This window comes from Leclercia sp. G3L (genome assembly GCF_021117075.1).
Taxonomy (GTDB): Bacteria; Pseudomonadota; Gammaproteobacteria; order Enterobacterales; family Enterobacteriaceae; genus Enterobacter; species Enterobacter adecarboxylatus_C.
Map to the genome: position 1 here is coordinate 4,436,858 of NZ_CP088265.1, position 16,448 is coordinate 4,453,305.

Here is a 16,448-nt window from a genome sequence, read left to right on the forward strand (position 1 = left end):
GTGGCTTCCATCTCCATCAGTTGTCCCTCCTGCTCAGCTACTGAAGGCGTGGTGCGTAACGGTAAAAGTACTGCCGGACATCAGCGCTATCTCTGCTCTCACTGCCGTAAAACATGGCAGCTACAGTTCACTTACACCGCCTCTCAGCCCGGTACACACCAGAAAATCATTGATATGGCCATGAATGGTGTTGGATGCCGGGCAACCGCCCGCATTATGGGCGTTGGCCTCAACACGATTTTTACGTCACTTAAAAAACTCAGGCCGCAGTCGGTAACCTCGCGCATACAGCCGGGCAGTGATGTGATTGTCTGCGCTGAAATGGACGAACAGTGGGGCTACGTCGGTGCTAAATCACGTCAGCGCTGGCTGTTTTACGCGTATGACAGGATACGGAGGACGGTTGTGGCGCACGTCTTCGGTGAACGCACTCTGGCCACACTGGAGCGTCTTCTGAGCCTGCTGTCGGCCTTTGAGGTCGTGGTATGGATGACGGATGGCTGGCCGCTGTATGAATCCCGCCTGAAGGGAAAGCTGCACGTAATCAGCAAGCGTTACACTCAGCGAATTGAGCGGCATAACCTGAATCTGAGACAACATCTGGCAAGGCTGGGACGGAAGTCACTGTCGTTCTCAAAATCGGTGGAGCTGCATGACAAGGTCATCGGGCATTATCTGAACATAAAACACTATCAGTAAGTTGGAGTCATTACCGTTTTCCGGCGAAAGATATTCTCGGCTATATAATTGCCCAGGTGATTGGCGGGATTATTGCTGCCGCTATTCTGTATGTTATCGCCAGCGGTAAAGCCGGCTTTGACGCCGCGGCCAGCGGTTTTGCTTCGAACGGATTTGGCGAACACTCCCCGGGCGGCTTCTCCATGCTGTCTGCCATCGTGATTGAAATCGTGCTGACGGCCGGTTTCCTGCTGGTTATCCACGGCGCCACCGACAAACACGCTCCGGCCGGTTTTGCGCCGATTGCGATTGGTCTGGCGCTGACTCTGATCCACCTGATCAGTATTCCGGTTACCAACACCTCGGTTAACCCGGCGCGCAGCACCGCGGTCGCTATCTTCCAGGGCGGCTGGGCGCTGGAGCAGCTGTGGCTGTTCTGGGTGATGCCGATTGTCGGCGGTATTCTTGGCGGCGTGCTGTACCGCACCCTGCTTGAGAAGCGCGACTAATAGCGTGCGCGTTGCGGTGCCGGGTGGCGGCTTCGCCTTACCCGGCCTACGGGACAGTATTTCGTAGGCCGGGCAAGCGTCAGCGCCGCCCGGCACTGTTTTCACCTTTACTGAACCGCCTTAATTGGGTAGTGTCACAGCGCCACTCATATAAAGGACCGGTTGTTCATGTTTTCAGGACTCTTAATCATTCTGATCCCGCTGATTGTGGGTTATCTCATTCCTCTTCGTCAGCTGTCAGCCTTAAAACTGATCAACCGTTTACTGAGCTGGATTGTCTACGTCATTCTGTTTTTTATGGGCATCAGTCTCGCCTTTCTCGATAATCTGGCGGCCAACCTGCTGTCGATCCTGCATTACTCCATCATTACGATGGCGGTTATTTTGCTGTGCAATATCGCAGCGCTGTTCTGGCTGGAACGGGTTATTCCCTGGAAAAACCACCATCACCAGGAGAAATTACCGTCGCGTATTGCCATGGCGCTGGAGTCATTAAAATTATGCGGCGTGGTGGTGCTCGGTTTTCTGCTGGGGCTGACGGGGCTCGACTTTTTACAGCACGCCACCGAAGCCAGTGAATATACACTGATCTTCCTGCTGTTCCTGATTGGTATTCAGCTGCGAAATAACGGCATGACCTTAAAACAGATCGTGCTCAACCGCCGGGGTATGATGGTCGCCGTCATCGTGGTGGGCAGTTCTCTGGTGGGCGGGGTGATTAACGCCTTTATCCTTGGCCTGCCGCTTAATACCGCCCTGGCAATGGCCTCCGGTTTTGGCTGGTACTCCCTGTCCGGCATTTTGTTAACCGAATCCTTTGGCCCGGTGATTGGCAGCGCCGCCTTCTTTAACGACCTTGGCCGGGAGCTGATCGCCATTATGCTGATCCCGGGTCTGGTGCGTCGCAGCCGCTCCACGGCGCTGGGCCTGTGCGGCGCCACCTCGATGGACTTTACCCTGCCGGTTCTGCAACGCTCCGGCGGTCTGGAGATGGTGCCGGCCGCCATCGTACACGGCTTTATTTTAAGCCTGCTGGTGCCGATTATGATGGCGTTCTTCTCCGCCTGATACTTCTTTGGCGGTAGCCTGCTGCCGCCAAAATTGCGCTAAATCAATATCCCTCTACTTTGTAGCAGAAAGCCCTTCCCAGCGTATCGCCGCAAGCATAATCTTAAAGATGTATCTAAAATATAACTTTAACAGGTGTGATTATGTTTTGTGTGCAATGTGAACAAACTATCCGTACCCCAGCCGGCAACGGCTGCTCTTACGCACAGGGCATGTGCGGTAAAACCGCAGAAACCTCCGATCTGCAGGATCTGCTGATTGCCTCCCTGCAGGGTTTATCCGCCTGGGCAGTAAAAGCCCGGGAATATGGCATTATCGACCACTACGTGGATAACTTCGCCCCGCGCGCGTTTTTCTCTACCCTGACCAACGTCAACTTCGATTCGCCACGCATTGTGGGCTACGCCCGTGAAGCTATTGCCCTGCGTGACGCCCTGAAAGCCCAGTCCATGAACGTTGATGCCAGTGCCCGCGTCGATAATCCCATGGCCGATCTGCAGCTGGTGAGCGACGATCTCGGCGACCTGCAGCGTCAGGCGGCTGAATTTACCCCGAACAAAGACAAAGCGGCGATTGGCGAGAATATCCTCGGCCTGCGTCTGCTGTGCCTGTACGGCCTGAAAGGTGCGGCGGCCTATATGGAACACGCGCACGTTCTGGACCAGTACGACAACGACATCTACGCCCAGTACCATAAAATCATGGCGTGGCTGGGGACCTGGCCTTCCGATATGAACGCCCTGCTGGAGTGTTCCATGGAAATCGGCCAGATGAACTTCAAAGTGATGAGCATTCTGGACGCCGGTGAAACCACTAAATATGGTCACCCGACCCCAACCCAGGTCAACGTTAAAGCGACCGAAGGCAAGTGCATCCTGATCTCCGGTCACGACCTGAAAGATCTCTACAACCTGCTGGAGCAGACCGACGGCACCGGGGTGAACGTTTACACCCATGGTGAGATGCTGCCTGCCCACGGTTACCCGGAGCTGCGCAAATTCAAACATCTGATCGGTAACTACGGCAGCGGCTGGCAGAACCAGCAGGTGGAGTTCGCCCGCTTCCCTGGCCCGATCGTGATGACCTCTAACTGCATCATCGACCCAACCGTAGGTGCCTACGACGATCGTATCTGGACCCGCAGCATTGTCGGCTGGCCGGGCGTGAGCCACCTCGAAGGTGATGATTTTGGCCCGGTGATTGCCCAGGCACAGCAGATGGCGGGCTTCCCGTACAGCGAAATCCCTCATCTGATCACCGTTGGTTTTGGCCGTCAGACCCTGCTGGGCGCGGCGGATTCCCTGATTGATCTGGTGAGCCGCGAAAAACTGCGTCACATCTTCCTGGTCGGCGGCTGCGACGGCGCACGTGGGGAGCGTAACTACTTCACCGACTTCGCCACCAGCGTGCCGGACGACTGCCTGATCCTGACCCTGGCCTGCGGTAAATACCGTTTCAACAAGCTGGAGTTCGGTGATATTGAAGGCCTGCCGCGTCTGATCGATGCCGGTCAGTGTAACGATGCCTACTCGGCGATCATCCTGGCGGTAACCCTGGCAGAAAAACTGGGCTGTGGCGTGAACGACCTGCCGCTGTCGCTGGTGCTCTCCTGGTTCGAACAGAAAGCGATTGTGATCCTGCTGACCCTGCTGTCGCTGGGCGTGAAAAACATCGTCACCGGCCCGACCGCACCCGGCTTCTTTACGCCGGATCTGCTGGCCGTCCTCAACGAGAAGTTTGGTCTGCGTTCCGTGACCACCGTTGAAGAAGACATGAAGCAACTGCTGAGCGCGTAAGGAGTAAAGTATGACAATGCCAACCCATCAGTGCCCATGGCGGATGCAGGTTCATCACATCCATCAGGAAACGCCGGATGTCTGGACGATATCGCTGCTGTGCCACGACTATTATCCATACCGTGCCGGACAGTATGCGCTGGTCAGCGTGCGTAATTCAGCGGAAACGCTGCGGGCGTACACGATCTCCTCAACGCCGGGTATCAGCGAGTACATCACGCTGACCATCCGCCGCATTGATGCGGGGGCAGGCTCTCAGTGGTTGACGCACGATGTGAAGCGCGGGGATTACATCTGGCTGTCGGACGCGCAGGGTGATTTTACCTGTGACGATAAGCCGGAAGATAAATTCCTGCTGCTGGCCGCCGGATGCGGCGTGACGCCGGTGATGTCGATGCGTCGCTGGCTGGCGAAGAACCGCCCGCAGGCCGACGTGGAGGTGATCTTCAGCGTGCGCTCGCCGCAGGATGTGATTTTCGCGGACGAATGGCGTAACTACCCGGTCACCCTGGTGGCCGAAACCAACGCCACCGAGGGTTTTGTGGCCGGTCGTCTGACCCGCGAGCTGCTGCAGCGCGTGCCGGATCTCGCCTCACGCACCGTGATGACCTGCGGTCCGGCGCCCTATATGGACATTGTTGAAGAAGAGGTGAAGGCCCTGGGCGTGACCCGCTTCTTTAAAGAGCAGTTCTTTACCCCGGTCGCGGAAGCCGCCACCAGCGGACTGAAGTTCACCAAACTGCAGCCGGCACAGACCTTCTTTGGCCGCGTGGGCAGCACGTTGCTGGAGGCGCTGGAGAGCAATAACGTGCCGGTCGTGGCCGCCTGCCGTGCAGGCGTCTGCGGCTGCTGTAAAACGAAGGTGGTGGACGGGAACTATACCGTCTCCAGCACCATGACGCTGACGGATGCCGAAGTGGCGGAAGGCTACGTGCTGGCCTGCTCCTGTCATCCGCAGGGGGATTTGGTGCTGGCCTGATGAAAAGCCCGGTGTCGCATAGCGATCCGGGCCTACAAAGTCCATGCTCTAATGCCCGGTGGCGCTACGCTTACCGGGCCTACGAAAACCGTAGGCCGGGCAAACGCAGTGCCGCCCGGCGTTACTTCCAGACCGGATCGCTTACCACCGCGTACCGCCCCGCCCCTAAAAATGCCACCGCCAGCGCGCCAACGAAGAAGTAGACCAGACTCTCAATCGCCCACGCCCCCACCGCATCCAGCGCGAAGGTTTTACCGGTGCCCACCATCAGCCACGCCACGACCATAGTAAAGGCCAGTACCAGCGCCGCCGGACGGGTAAGAATACCGAGGATAATCAGGATCGGCGCCACCACTTCGCCAATCAGAACCCCATAGGCGATAAAGCCCGGCAGTCCTTTTGCCACCAGCATGCCTGCAATCCCCCCCACCCCGTCGATAGCCTTATGCAGGCCATGAAACAGCATCAACCCCCCCACCGCCAGGCGCAGCAGCAGTCTGCCAAAATCTTCATGCGTTAGCGTTTTATTAACAGCCATTAACAATGATTTAACCATTTGAATTCACTCCGCTTTTTATGGGATACGCCACCACAACATGACGAAATGTTGCGCATTGAAAGCAACTATTAATCAGGGGGATTAAACAGGCATGGCGGTCAGTTTCATCTAAGCTTGAAAGCGTTATCACATTCAGGAGACGGACTACCATGAAACAAACCGTGGCGAACTACATTGCGAAAATGCTGGAACAGGCCGGAGTGAAGCGAATCTGGGGTGTCACCGGGGATTCCCTCAACGGCCTGAGCGACAGCCTGAACCGGATGGGCACCATCGAGTGGATGCCCACCCGTCATGAAGAGGTCGCCGCGTTCGCCGCCGGGGCCGAGGCCCAGCTCACCGGGGAGCTGGCGGTGTGCGCCGGTTCCTGCGGGCCGGGCAACCTGCACCTGATCAACGGCCTGTTTGATTGTCATCGTAACAACGTCCCGGTGCTGGCCATCGCGGCGCATATTCCGTCGAGTGAAATCGGCAGCGGCTATTTTCAGGAGACGCATCCCCAGGAGCTGTTCCGTGAATGCAGCCACTACTGTGAGCTGGTCTCCTCACCCGAGCAGATCCCGCAAGTGCTGGCCCTGGCCCTGCGCAACGCTATCTTAAAGCGTGGCGTCTCGGTAATTGTGCTGCCCGGCGACGTGGCGCTACAGGCGGCACCGGAAAGCGCCAGCAACCACTGGTATCCGGCCCCCCTGCCGGTGGTGACGCCCGCCCATGCCGAACTGAAAAAGCTGGCGCAGCTGCTGCGCTACTCCAGCAATATCGCCCTGATGTGCGGCAGCGGCTGCGCCGGGGCCCACGACGAGCTGGTGGAATTTGCCGGCATGCTCAAGGCGCCGATTGTTCACGCCCTGCGCGGCAAAGAGCACGTAGAGTACGATAACCCCTTTGATGTAGGGATGACCGGGCTGATCGGCTTCTCGTCCGGGTTCCACACCATGATGAACGCCGACACCCTGGTGCTGCTCGGCACCCGCTTCCCCTATCGCGCCTTCTACCCTACCGACGCAAAAATCATTCAGATCGACATCAACCCGGCCAGCATCGGGGCCCACAGCAAGGTGGATATGGCGCTGGTAGGCGATATCAAGGCCACGCTTACCGCGCTGATGCCGCTGCTGGAGGAGAAAACCGATCGTAAATTCCTCGATAAAGCCTTGAGCGACTACCGTGATGCCCGCAAAGGGCTGGACGACCTGGCGAAGCCCAGCGACAAGGCGCTCCACCCGCAGTATCTGGCGCAGCAGATCAGCCATTACGCTGACGAAGATGCCATCTTTACCTGCGACGTGGGCACCCCGACCGTGTGGGCGGCGCGCTACCTGAAAATGAACGGCAAGCGCCGTCTGATTGGCTCGTTTAACCACGGCTCGATGGCTAACGCCATGCCGCAGGCGCTGGGGGCCAAAGCCACCGCGCCGGAGCGGCAGGTGGTGGCGATGTGCGGCGACGGCGGCTTCAGCATGCTGATGGGCGATTTTCTCTCGGTGGTGCAGATGAAGCTGCCGATCAAAATCATCGTCTTTAACAACAGCGTGCTGGGCTTTGTGGCGATGGAGATGAAGGCCGGGGGCTATCTCACCGACGGCACCGAGCTGCACGACACCAACTTCGCCGCTATCGCCGAAGCCTGCGGTATCACCGGCATCCGTGTGGAAAAAGCCTCCGAGGTGGACGATGCCTTACAGCGCGCCTTCGCCACCGAAGGCCCGGTGCTGGTGGACGTGGTGGTCGCCAAAGACGAACTGGCGATCCCGCCGCAGATCAAACTTGAGCAGGCGAAGGGCTTTAGCCTGTATATGCTGCGCGCCATCATCAGCGGCCGCGGTGACGAAGTTCTGGAGCTAGCCAAAACCAACTGGCTCAGGTAAAACAATCGGCATCGCCTTTAAAATAATAAGGAAATGCCATGATTGATTTACGCAGCGACACCGTCACAAGACCAACACGAGCCATGCTGGAGGAGATGCTGGCCGCGCCGGTCGGGGACGACGTCTACGGCGACGACCCCACCGTTAACGAACTTCAGCGCTATGCCGCGGAGCTGAGCGGTCACGAGGCCGCCCTGTTCCTGCCGACCGGCACCCAGGCCAACCTGGTGGCCCTGCTCAGCCACTGCGAACGCGGCGAAGAGTATATCGTCGGTCAGGGGGCGCATAACTATCTCTACGAAGCCGGTGGCGCCGCGGTGCTCGGCAGCATTCAGCCGCAGCCGATCGATGCCGCCTCTGACGGCTCCCTGCCGCTGGACAAAGTTGCCGCCAAAATCAAAGCCGACGACATCCACTTCGCCCGCACTAAGCTGCTCAGCCTCGAAAACACCCATAACGGCAAAGTGCTCCCGCGCGAGTACCTGAAAGCGGCGTGGGAGTTTACCCGTGAGCGCAAGCTGGGGCTGCACGTCGACGGCGCACGCATCTTTAACGCCGTGGTGGAGTATGGCTGCGAGCTGAAAGAGATCACGCAATATTGCGACTCGTTCACCATTTGTCTCTCCAAAGGGCTGGGCACGCCGGTGGGCTCCCTGCTGGTGGGCAACGCCGACTACATCAGGCGCGCCAACCGCTGGCGTAAAATGACCGGCGGCGGCATGCGCCAGGCCGGGATCCTCGCCGCAGCGGGTCTGTACGCCCTGAAAAATAACGTTGCCCGCCTGAAGGACGATCACGACAATGCAGCGTGGATGGCGACGCAGCTGCGCGAGATCGGCGCAGATGTGATGCGTCACGACACTAACATGCTGTTTATCCGCGTCGGAGAGGACAACGCGGCGGCGTTGGGTGAGTTTATGAAGGCGCGCGGCGTGCTGATCAACGCCTCGCCGGTGGTCCGTCTGGTAATGCATCTCGACGTCAACCGCGAGCAGCTTGCTGAAGTCGTTGCTCACTGGCAGGCGTTTGTGCAGCGCTAAGGAGCTAACGTGCCGCAACGTATTCTGGTCCTGGGTGCCAGCGGGTATATCGGTCAACATCTGGTGGCCGCCCTTAGCGCGCGCGGGCATCAGGTCCGGGCTGCGGCACGCAACGTTGAGCGCCTGCAAAAGCTGGGGCTGCCCAACGTCACCTGCCATGCTATCGATCTCAACTGGCCCCGGGATCTGGCGGCCCTGCTTGCGGGGGTGGATACCCTTTACTATCTGGTGCACAGCATGGGCGAAGGCGGGAACTTTATCGCCCACGAGCGTCAGGTAGCGATGAACGTCCGCGACCTGCTGCTGGAACATCCGGTTGAACAGATTATTTTCCTCAGTTCGTTGCAGGCACCGGAGCATGAGCAGTCCGACCACCTGCGCGCCCGGCAGCTGACCGCCGGGGTGCTGCGCAGCGCCGGGATCCCGCTCACCGAGCTGCGGGCCGGGATCATCGTCGGCGCAGGCTCTGCCGCTTTCGAGGTGATGCGCGACATGGTCTATAACCTGCCGGTGCTGACCCCGCCGCGCTGGGTGCGATCCCGCACCACGCCGATTGCGCTGGAGAATCTGCTGCACTATCTGGTTGAACTGCTCAATCACCCGGCCACAGAGCACCGGGTGCTGGAGGCCGCCGGGCCCGAGGTGCTGAGCTATCAGCAGCAGTTCGAACATTTTATGGCGGTGAGCGGCCGTCGCCGGCCGCTGATCCCCATCCCCTTCCCGACCCGCTGGATCTCGGTGTGGTTTTTAAACGTCATCACCTCCGTGCCGCCGACCACCGCCAGGGCCTTAATTCAGGGGCTGAAACACGATCTGCTGGCGGACGACCGCGAGCTGCGGGCGCTGATCCCGCAGGAATTGATCCGCTTCGATGACGCGGTGCGTCACACGCTAAAAGAAGAGGAGAAGCTGGTGAACTCCAGCGACTGGGGCTACGACGCCCAGGCGTTCGCCCGCTGGCGGCCGGAGTACGGCTACTATCCAAAGCAGGCCGGGTATAGGGTGACAACCTCGGCCAGCCTGGCCGACCTGTGGCAGGTGGTGAATCAGCTCGGCGGCAAAGAGGGTTACTTCTTTGGCAACGCCCTGTGGCAGACCCGGGCGATGATGGACCTGCTGGTCGGGCATAAGCTGGCGAAGGGCCGTCCGGCGGCACCGTACCTGCAAACCGGTGATGCGGTCGACAGCTGGAAGGTGATTATCGTCGAGCCAGAGAAACAGCTGGCGCTGCTGTTTGGCATGAAAGCCCCCGGTCTTGGGCGGTTGTGCTTTACCCTGAAGGACAAAGGCGATCGCCGGGAGCTGGACGTGCGCGCCTGGTGGCACCCGCACGGGATGCCGGGTCTGTTCTACTGGCTATTGATGATCCCGGCGCACCTGTTTATCTTCCGGGGAATGGCCCGGCGTATTGCACATCTGGCAGAACAAAAGTCAGAAAAAGTCTGATTAAAACTCCGAATCTTTCACGTTTCCCATTGCATACAGGCGTAATTCACGGAAGAATGCGCACGAAATTCTTTTCAAAACAGTGGATCGATATGAAGGTACTGGTTACCGGCGCCACCAGCGGCTTAGGCCGCAATGCGGTGGAGTTTTTGCGCAATAAAGGCATCAGCGTCCGGGCCACCGGTCGCAATGAAGCGATGGGTAAATTGCTGCAAAAAATGGGCGCAGAGTTTGTCCATGCCGATCTGACGGAACTGGTCTCTTCCCAGGCAAAAGTGATGCTGGCCGGAATCGATACGCTGTGGCACTGCTCCAGCTTTACCTCGCCCTGGGGTACCCAGGAAGCCTTCGATCTGGCGAACGTGCGCGCCACCCGCCGTCTGGGCGAGTGGGCCGTGGCCTGGGGGGTGCGCAACTTCGTGCATATCTCCTCCCCGTCGCTCTACTTCGATTACCACCATCACCGCGATGTTCAGGAAGATTTTCGTCCTGCGCGCTACGCCTGCGAATTTGCCCGCAGCAAAGCCGCCAGCGAAGAGGTAATCGATCTGCTGGCGCAGTCCAACCCGCATACCCGCTTTACCATCCTGCGTCCGCAGAGCCTGTTTGGCCCGCACGATAAAGTGTTCATTCCGCGCCTGGCGCAGATGATGCACCACTACGGCAGCGTGCTGTTGCCGCGCGGCGGGGATGCGCTGGTGGACATGACCTATTTCGACAACGCCATTCACGCCATGTGGCTGGCCAGCCAGATCGAATGCGACAATCTGCCGTCCGGGCGGGCATATAACATCACCAACGGCGAACCGCGCACATTGCGCAGCATTGTGCAGAAGCTGATTGACGAGCTGAACATTCACTGCCGGATCCGCTCGGTGCCCTATCCGATGCTGGACATTATTGCCCGCAGCATGGAGCGGCTGGGAAATAAGGCCGCCAAAGAGCCCGCCCTGACCCACTACGGGGTGTCGAAACTGAACTTTGACTTTACCCTTGATACGCGACGCGCAGAGACCGAGCTCGGCTATACACCGCTGGTGACGCTGGATGAAGGCATTGAGAAGACGGCGGCCTGGCTGCGGGATCACGGGAAACTGCATCGCTGATACGAAAACGGCAACCCTGAGGTTGCCGTTTTGCTTTTATAGCGCTGTCCAGGCGTCTGCCCAGGCCAGGCCTGCGCCCGGTTCGTAGTACGCTGGCGCACTGTTACACCAGCCGCTGTTCGGGAAGGGTTTGCACTGGAACAGTTTACCCTTGTTGTTCACGATATCCCCGGCGTTGTACTTGCCGTTGGCGCTCCACGCAGCATAGGAACCAGAGCTGCCTTCATCCTGAGACGGGGTTGCCGCTTTCGCTTTCACGTTTAACAGGTAAGTGGTGGTCGCGCTCAGTTCACCGTCGCTGACGGTCAGGCTGACTTCATACTGCTGCGCCGTTGTGGCTTCTGGCGCGGTAAATGTCACCACGGTTTTGTCTTCACCGCTGACGGTCTGGCCGTCCTGGGAGCGCCAGGTGTAGGTCAGTTTGTTGCCGTCTTCATCAGTAGAGCCTTCTGCGCTCAGGGAAACCTGGGCACCGGCTTCAACCGCACCGACTGGACCTGCGATATGCGCCACTGGCGCATGGTTAACCACCGCAGGGGTGTCATCCGGCGTCGGGATTGGGGTGACCGGCGTTTCATCTTCAGAAGGGGTTGGCGTAACCGGCGTTTTATCCGGCGTGATTGCAGACCCCTCATCATCCACGATGTTCACGTTATAAAACTTCTGAACACATTTGGTGTAGTCGCCCTCTTTAAAGGCGCTGAATGGCGTCTGGTAGCCGACCAGCTGGCAAGAATAGGTCTTACCGTCTGGTGTATCTGCACTCCATCCCCAGTCCTGTTCCCAGTAGATTTTCAGAGAACCCGCACCGCCCTCATCAAACTGTTTCATGTTGGCACAGCCCAGCACTTCGTCAGCCGGAACCGGCACTTTCAGGTAGTTAGCGAACTCTTTGTAGTACTTGATACGGTTTTGAGACTGCGCAATTTCAGTCGGGCCGCCGCACTCAACGCCGCCGTTGATGATCTGGGTGGTCACGCCGAAGCCCGGTACCAGGCCGTTCGCTTTGTCGTGTTCGTTTGGCTGCCAGGTTCCGTCGATAACCTGCAACATGCTCGGTTTCGGCGGCTGTGGATAGGCGAAGAAGAAGATGGCGCTTGCCAGGTTCAGCCAGGTGTCAGCCACCAGCTCGGGTTTTTCCAGCAGGACTTTCACATCGCCGTACATCGCTTCAGAGAACGGACCGTAGTTATAGTTGTAGGACAATTGCTTGGCACCGCGACCAAAGTAGCTCAGGAAATCGCCATCTTTGTCTTTACCGCATGGCCAGGTCTGCCCCTGCCATACATCAGGGTTACATTCACCGTTATAACCGCCTTTCTGGCCTTCGCTCCAGCCCATTTCCCGGATGTAAACCAGCGCCTGGCGCCATTCGGCTTCAGGACGCCAGCTTTCATGGCCGCCGGTTTCCTGGGCGAAGTGCGCAAACATGGTCGCCATCTCTTTACGGCAGATTGCGTCGCTGTCACGGCCATCTTTATAGGTGTCGCACAGCGCCGGGAATTTACCCACGGCCTTGAGGAAGTTACTGTAGCTATAATCCTTCGCGCGCAGAGGGAACAGATATTCCCAGTCGCTCTCTTTCAGGATCCCTTCAACGCGCTTAACGTTATCCGGGTTGGACGCTTTGCCAGGTTCAATCTGTTCGACAACGCTGTTATCCAGGGTGCGAATGGTATCTTTTACCGATTTCATTAACGGGAAATCGGTCAGTTCTTTTTCCTTTTTAGCCAGATCGCTGGCTTTCATGGTGTAAGGTTCGCTGCTGGCCGCCTGTAACATTGCAGCCTGCGCCATAAAGGGAGCGACACATGCCCCCGCAACGAGAACGCTGAGTAATGTCCTTTTCGTCATTTTAAATAATCCTGTATATAAGCAACAATGGGTGATGCACTCCCGGCTTATGTATTACTCCCTTAATACATAAACCCCCTGGAGGCGTTTATTTTTCATTTTCTGAAGAATACCGTCGGGTACTCTTCAAAAAATAAAAATCAGTACCGGTAAGATTGTTTTGCTTTTATTTCCCTGTACTTCGCCCACACCTTATGGGCATACATCATACGTTGGGGATAATTTTCTTTTTTCGCTCCTGCGTTATAGGCCCCTACCGCTTCCCAGTTATAGCCATAGACTTTGACCATGTCTGATAATATGGACGCGCCTACCATTATTGAGGTACAAGGCTCAGTGATTAAGCGGGACTCATCAATACCGAGGCGTTGTAATTCACTAAAGTGAGAGCTATTAATTTGCATTAACCCCACATCGCGTGAACCATCGTGATTCCAGCCCACCGCATAGGGATTCATACCCGATTCCACTTTTGCAATTGCAAATAACAGCCAGGGATCGACATGATAATAATGCGCAGCGTTGTCCCAGCAGTTTGCCATGGTGCTTTGGCTTATCATTAACAACAAAAAGATTAGGCGTTTCATTTAATTGACCTGCTACAGGGATTTCCCTTTTCTCCTTGTGCACAGCTGTTATTTATTTTTTGATGGTTGACCGCACCCGAAGCGCAGCGCGGTCAACCATGACGGACGACTTTCACGCTCGTCATTAAAGGTTCAGAAGATTATTTGCAGTCTGCTGACGCGCCTTCTTTTACCCATACATCGCTGTTGCCTGGTTTGTCGCCCTTCGTCCACCATTTCGCGCGGTATACATTACCTTCGTAAGTGGTGGTGTCGCCGCCGTTATAAACCATTTCAGGCTGCCAGTTGAATTTCACCTGGCTTACCAGCTCCCATGCACCCTCACCGAATGCCGGTTTGTTGCCCTGAGTCCAGTACTTCGCTTTCCACACCAGGTTATCGGAGCTAACAATGTCGCCGCCGTTGTAAATGGTGTTTGCACTCCACGCAGCATATTTGCTGGCGTTGGCATCAACAGGGGCATCACAACTACCGGTCGCACTCCCTTCGTCTGCCGGCGTGGTACCTTCATCAGATGGGGTCGTACCTTCGTCAGACGGGTTGGTCTCTTCGTCAACCGGAACAACCGCTTCTTTCGGGGTCACTGTCACTTCAACGTTAGACTGCACGCTGGTTTTACCGTCAGACACGATCACGCTCAGCGTATAGGTCGATGTATTGCTCACTTCTGGCGCGGTGATACGCACGTTCGCGGTATCGGTGCCGGTGGCATTCATGTCACCCGGTACGCTCCAGCTATAGGTCAGTGCATCGCCATCGGGATCGGACGCCTGTGCGTGCAGAGAAACCGCTTCACCGGATTCAACGGTGACCGCTTGCATCGCGTTGATCACTGGTGCCTGGTTGGCTTTAGGCGCTTTGTTAACAACCTGCACGTCAACTGAGTTGCTCAGACCTTTCGCGTCAGTAACGGTCAGACGGAAGACCAGCGTCTGGTTGCTCGCGACAGCAGGAACGTTAAAGCTTGCTTTCGCACTGGTGCTGTTGGACAGCGTCACGGAGGTACCGGACACCTGCGTCCATTTGTAGGTCAGCGCATCGCCGTCCTGATCGCTGGAAGCAGAGCCATCCAGCGTCACGGAAGCCGGGCCAGTCACGCTTACATCAGTCGCAGAAGCGACAGGGGCATGGTTGGTAATAACCGGTTCCACTGGCGTTGAGCTACCGCCCGTCAGGCTTTCGTTCATCGCATTCAGAATGTCGCCGTTGTCAGATTCGATAGACCAGGCGAACAGACCCCCGAGGTTTTTGTTCAGCACGTATTTGCCTTTCGCTTCGACAGAACGGGCGTTGTCATAAGTGATCAGCTCACCGGTGGATTTGTTGAACAGGTACGGGGCTTCTGCCGCGGTATCGTATTTGTATTCCCAGCCTGGTTTACCCAGCATCTTGTTCACGATATCGCGATAATCAAGGATGCCTGCTTCCCATGACCCCGGAATGGCGCCGGTCGCGGTGCCGGTAAATGGATTGTCGCCGGTATAACCGTGAACGCCAGTCCAGCCGCGGCCGTACATCGCTGCGCCCACAACGACTTTACCCGGCTGTACGCCCTGATCGAGCATCGCTTTCACGGCGTTATCGGTGGTGTAGTTGGTGTCTGGCTTCCAGGAAGCACCGTACAGCGCGGCCTGGTGGCCCAGGTCAGTCTTGCTCCACGAACCGTAGTAGTCGTAGCTCATCAGGAAGATATGGTCGAGATACTGCTGCGCAGTGCCATAGTCCACGTCTTCAATCTTATCTCTGCCGGCACCAATCGCGGTGGTCAGCTCATAGGTACGGCCTGTTTCAGCTGACAGTTCGTTCAGCATTGCGCGCAGATCGTGCATCAGCGCGGTATAGGTGCCCTTATCGACAGCCGGGTTACCCAGTTTAGCGTTCTCGCCGCCGCCAGGGAATTCCCAGTCGATATCCACGCCGTCAAACACTTTCCAGGTTTTCAGGAACTCTTTCACGGAGCCAACGAAGCGGTCACGCAGCACTTTGTTGTCCATCTGGAAGAACGGGTCAGACAGCGTCCAGCCGCCAACAGAAGGCAGAATTTTGAGGTCCGGATGGGCTTTTTTCATCGCCATCAGCTGACCATAGTTACCTTTGTACGGGTCGTCCCAGTTGGAGACGCCGGACTGAGGTTTTTGCAGAGCAGCCCAGGGATCGTGGATAGCAACGGTGTAGTCCTGGCGGCCCGCACAGGCACGTTTCAGCGACTCCAGCGCGCCGGAGGATTTGGCGCTGTCGTTAATGCCATCACCGCCACAGATTGGAATGAAGCCATAAAGCAGGTGGTTCAGGTTAGCAACCGGGATCTTGTCGGCAGAGAAGTTACGGTCATATACGCCCCACTCAGGGAAGTAAGCCCCCACAACTTTGTCGGTGTGTTTGGCGAAGGATTTATTGTTCTCAAGCAGAGGGGTGTTCATCGGCAGCAGGTGGCTACCGTCAGTATCTGCAACGATAATCAGTTTGCTGGCACTTTTGGTGCAGCCGCTGTCGTTGCAAAGCTCAACCTGCTCCTGATAGCGACCCCCTTTCTTCACCTTGAAGGTCGCAGAGCCCGCAGCGCTGCCCGCCCCGGTCCAGACGGTCTGGCCATCCAGCAGTACTTTTGCCGACGTTGGCGCATCACCGCTCCAGACGTTCCACTCAACCTTCACATCCACACCATCGCTGTGAACTTTAACAAGATTGTTATAGTCCTGAGCCGCCTGATCGACTTCTACCAAAGCAAATTTGTCATTGCCTGAAGTAATAGACGGCGTACCTGGCGCTGCTGCGAATGCTGAGCTTGTGGCAGCCGCAATGAAAAGCGCCAGATATTTAGGCTTCATAAAATTCATTTTTATATCCTGATAAATTTATACGTGAACGTTAATTACCCATGACTTCCCTGAGCTCATGGAATGAATTTACACACTTAGTTTTAGATAAATAAAAAATCCGTTGCCAAAAATATTGCGA

At 57.0% G+C, this 16,448-nt stretch carries 12 protein-coding genes and 1 pseudogene; 9 read left to right on the forward strand and 4 right to left on the reverse strand.

Annotated features, from left to right (window positions below):
- The 5 genes and pseudogenes from LRS40_RS22760 to hcr all read left to right on the forward strand — a co-directional run bounded on the left by LRS40_RS22760 (position 1) and on the right by hcr (position 5,030).
- On the forward strand, positions 1–699 hold the full coding sequence (locus LRS40_RS22760; RefSeq protein ID WP_231311807.1) for an IS1 family transposase: 699 nt from the start codon (positions 1–3) through the stop codon (positions 697–699).
- Between the two features lie 2 nt (positions 700–701).
- Positions 702–1,187, forward strand: a pseudogene (gene aqpZ / locus LRS40_RS22765) (aquaporin Z); the annotation flags it as partial.
- 168 nt (positions 1,188–1,355) lie between these two features.
- Positions 1,356–2,255, forward strand: coding sequence for a lysine exporter LysO family protein (locus LRS40_RS22770; RefSeq protein WP_156263322.1), 900 nt, complete (start codon positions 1,356–1,358; stop codon positions 2,253–2,255).
- Positions 2,256–2,398: 143 nt separating this feature from the next.
- Positions 2,399–4,051: a hydroxylamine reductase gene (gene hcp / locus LRS40_RS22775; protein WP_231312757.1), complete on the forward strand. Its 1,653-nt coding sequence runs from the start codon at positions 2,399–2,401 to the stop codon at positions 4,049–4,051.
- Between the two features lie 10 nt (positions 4,052–4,061).
- On the forward strand, positions 4,062–5,030 hold the full coding sequence (gene hcr, locus LRS40_RS22780) for an NADH oxidoreductase (protein WP_231312758.1): 969 nt from the start codon (positions 4,062–4,064) through the stop codon (positions 5,028–5,030).
- Positions 5,031–5,151: 121 nt separating this feature from the next.
- Here hcr and LRS40_RS22785 read toward each other — a convergent pair whose 3' ends face one another.
- The gene (locus LRS40_RS22785; RefSeq protein WP_142488884.1) at positions 5,152–5,586 is read right to left on the reverse strand and encodes a DoxX family protein; all 435 of its coding nucleotides are present in this window, start codon (positions 5,584–5,586) and stop codon (positions 5,152–5,154) included.
- Positions 5,587–5,738: 152 nt separating this feature from the next.
- On the opposite strand from LRS40_RS22785, the gene poxB reads away from it, so the two are divergent.
- From poxB to LRS40_RS22805, 4 genes are all read left to right on the forward strand, one after another.
- Positions 5,739–7,457 carry a ubiquinone-dependent pyruvate dehydrogenase gene (gene poxB, locus LRS40_RS22790; RefSeq protein WP_231312759.1) on the forward strand — a complete coding sequence of 573 codons (1,719 nt, stop codon included), beginning with the start codon at positions 5,739–5,741 and terminating at the stop codon, positions 7,455–7,457.
- Positions 7,458–7,495: 38 nt separating this feature from the next.
- Positions 7,496–8,497, forward strand: coding sequence for a low-specificity L-threonine aldolase (gene ltaE / locus LRS40_RS22795; protein WP_231312760.1), 1,002 nt, complete (start codon positions 7,496–7,498; stop codon positions 8,495–8,497).
- A gap of 9 nt (positions 8,498–8,506) precedes the next feature.
- Positions 8,507–9,943 carry an SDR family oxidoreductase gene (locus tag LRS40_RS22800; RefSeq protein WP_231312761.1) on the forward strand — a complete coding sequence of 479 codons (1,437 nt, stop codon included), beginning with the start codon at positions 8,507–8,509 and terminating at the stop codon, positions 9,941–9,943.
- A 92-nt stretch (positions 9,944–10,035) separates the two neighbouring features.
- Positions 10,036–11,049, forward strand: a complete 1,014-nt coding sequence (locus LRS40_RS22805; protein ID WP_142488880.1) for an NAD(P)-dependent oxidoreductase — start codon at positions 10,036–10,038, stop codon at positions 11,047–11,049.
- A 36-nt stretch (positions 11,050–11,085) separates the two neighbouring features.
- Here LRS40_RS22805 and LRS40_RS22810 read toward each other — a convergent pair whose 3' ends face one another.
- The 3 genes from LRS40_RS22810 to LRS40_RS22820 form a co-directional block, all read right to left on the reverse strand.
- On the reverse strand, positions 11,086–12,903 hold the full coding sequence (locus tag LRS40_RS22810) for a chitinase (protein ID WP_231312762.1): 1,818 nt from the start codon (positions 12,901–12,903) through the stop codon (positions 11,086–11,088).
- Between the two features lie 140 nt (positions 12,904–13,043).
- A complete protein-coding gene (gene iagB / locus LRS40_RS22815) occupies positions 13,044–13,490 on the reverse strand; it encodes a type III secretion system invasion protein IagB (RefSeq protein WP_231312763.1) in 447 nt (148 codons plus the stop codon).
- Positions 13,491–13,630: 140 nt separating this feature from the next.
- The gene (locus LRS40_RS22820) at positions 13,631–16,327 is read right to left on the reverse strand and encodes a glycosyl hydrolase family 18 protein (protein ID WP_231312764.1); all 2,697 of its coding nucleotides are present in this window, start codon (positions 16,325–16,327) and stop codon (positions 13,631–13,633) included.
- Between the last annotated feature and the right edge of the window lie 121 nt (positions 16,328–16,448).

Excerpts from the sequence above, each read along its gene's own strand:
- LRS40_RS22770 (WP_156263322.1), top strand. The coding sequence starts at position 1,356 with ATGTTTTCAGGACTCTTAATCATTCTGATCCCGCTGATTGTGGGTTAT.
- hcp (WP_231312757.1), top strand. The coding sequence starts at position 2,399 with ATGTTTTGTGTGCAATGTGAACAAACTATCCGTACCCCAGCCGGCAAC.
- hcr (WP_231312758.1), top strand. The coding sequence starts at position 4,062 with ATGACAATGCCAACCCATCAGTGCCCATGGCGGATGCAGGTTCATCAC.
- LRS40_RS22785 (WP_142488884.1), bottom strand. The coding sequence starts at position 5,586 with ATGGTTAAATCATTGTTAATGGCTGTTAATAAAACGCTAACGCATGAA.
- poxB (WP_231312759.1), top strand. The coding sequence starts at position 5,739 with ATGAAACAAACCGTGGCGAACTACATTGCGAAAATGCTGGAACAGGCC.
- ltaE (WP_231312760.1), top strand. The coding sequence starts at position 7,496 with ATGATTGATTTACGCAGCGACACCGTCACAAGACCAACACGAGCCATG.
- LRS40_RS22805 (WP_142488880.1), top strand. The coding sequence starts at position 10,036 with ATGAAGGTACTGGTTACCGGCGCCACCAGCGGCTTAGGCCGCAATGCG.
- LRS40_RS22810 (WP_231312762.1), bottom strand. The coding sequence starts at position 12,903 with ATGACGAAAAGGACATTACTCAGCGTTCTCGTTGCGGGGGCATGTGTC.
- iagB (WP_231312763.1), bottom strand. The coding sequence starts at position 13,490 with ATGAAACGCCTAATCTTTTTGTTGTTAATGATAAGCCAAAGCACCATG.
- LRS40_RS22820 (WP_231312764.1), bottom strand. The coding sequence starts at position 16,327 with ATGAATTTTATGAAGCCTAAATATCTGGCGCTTTTCATTGCGGCTGCC.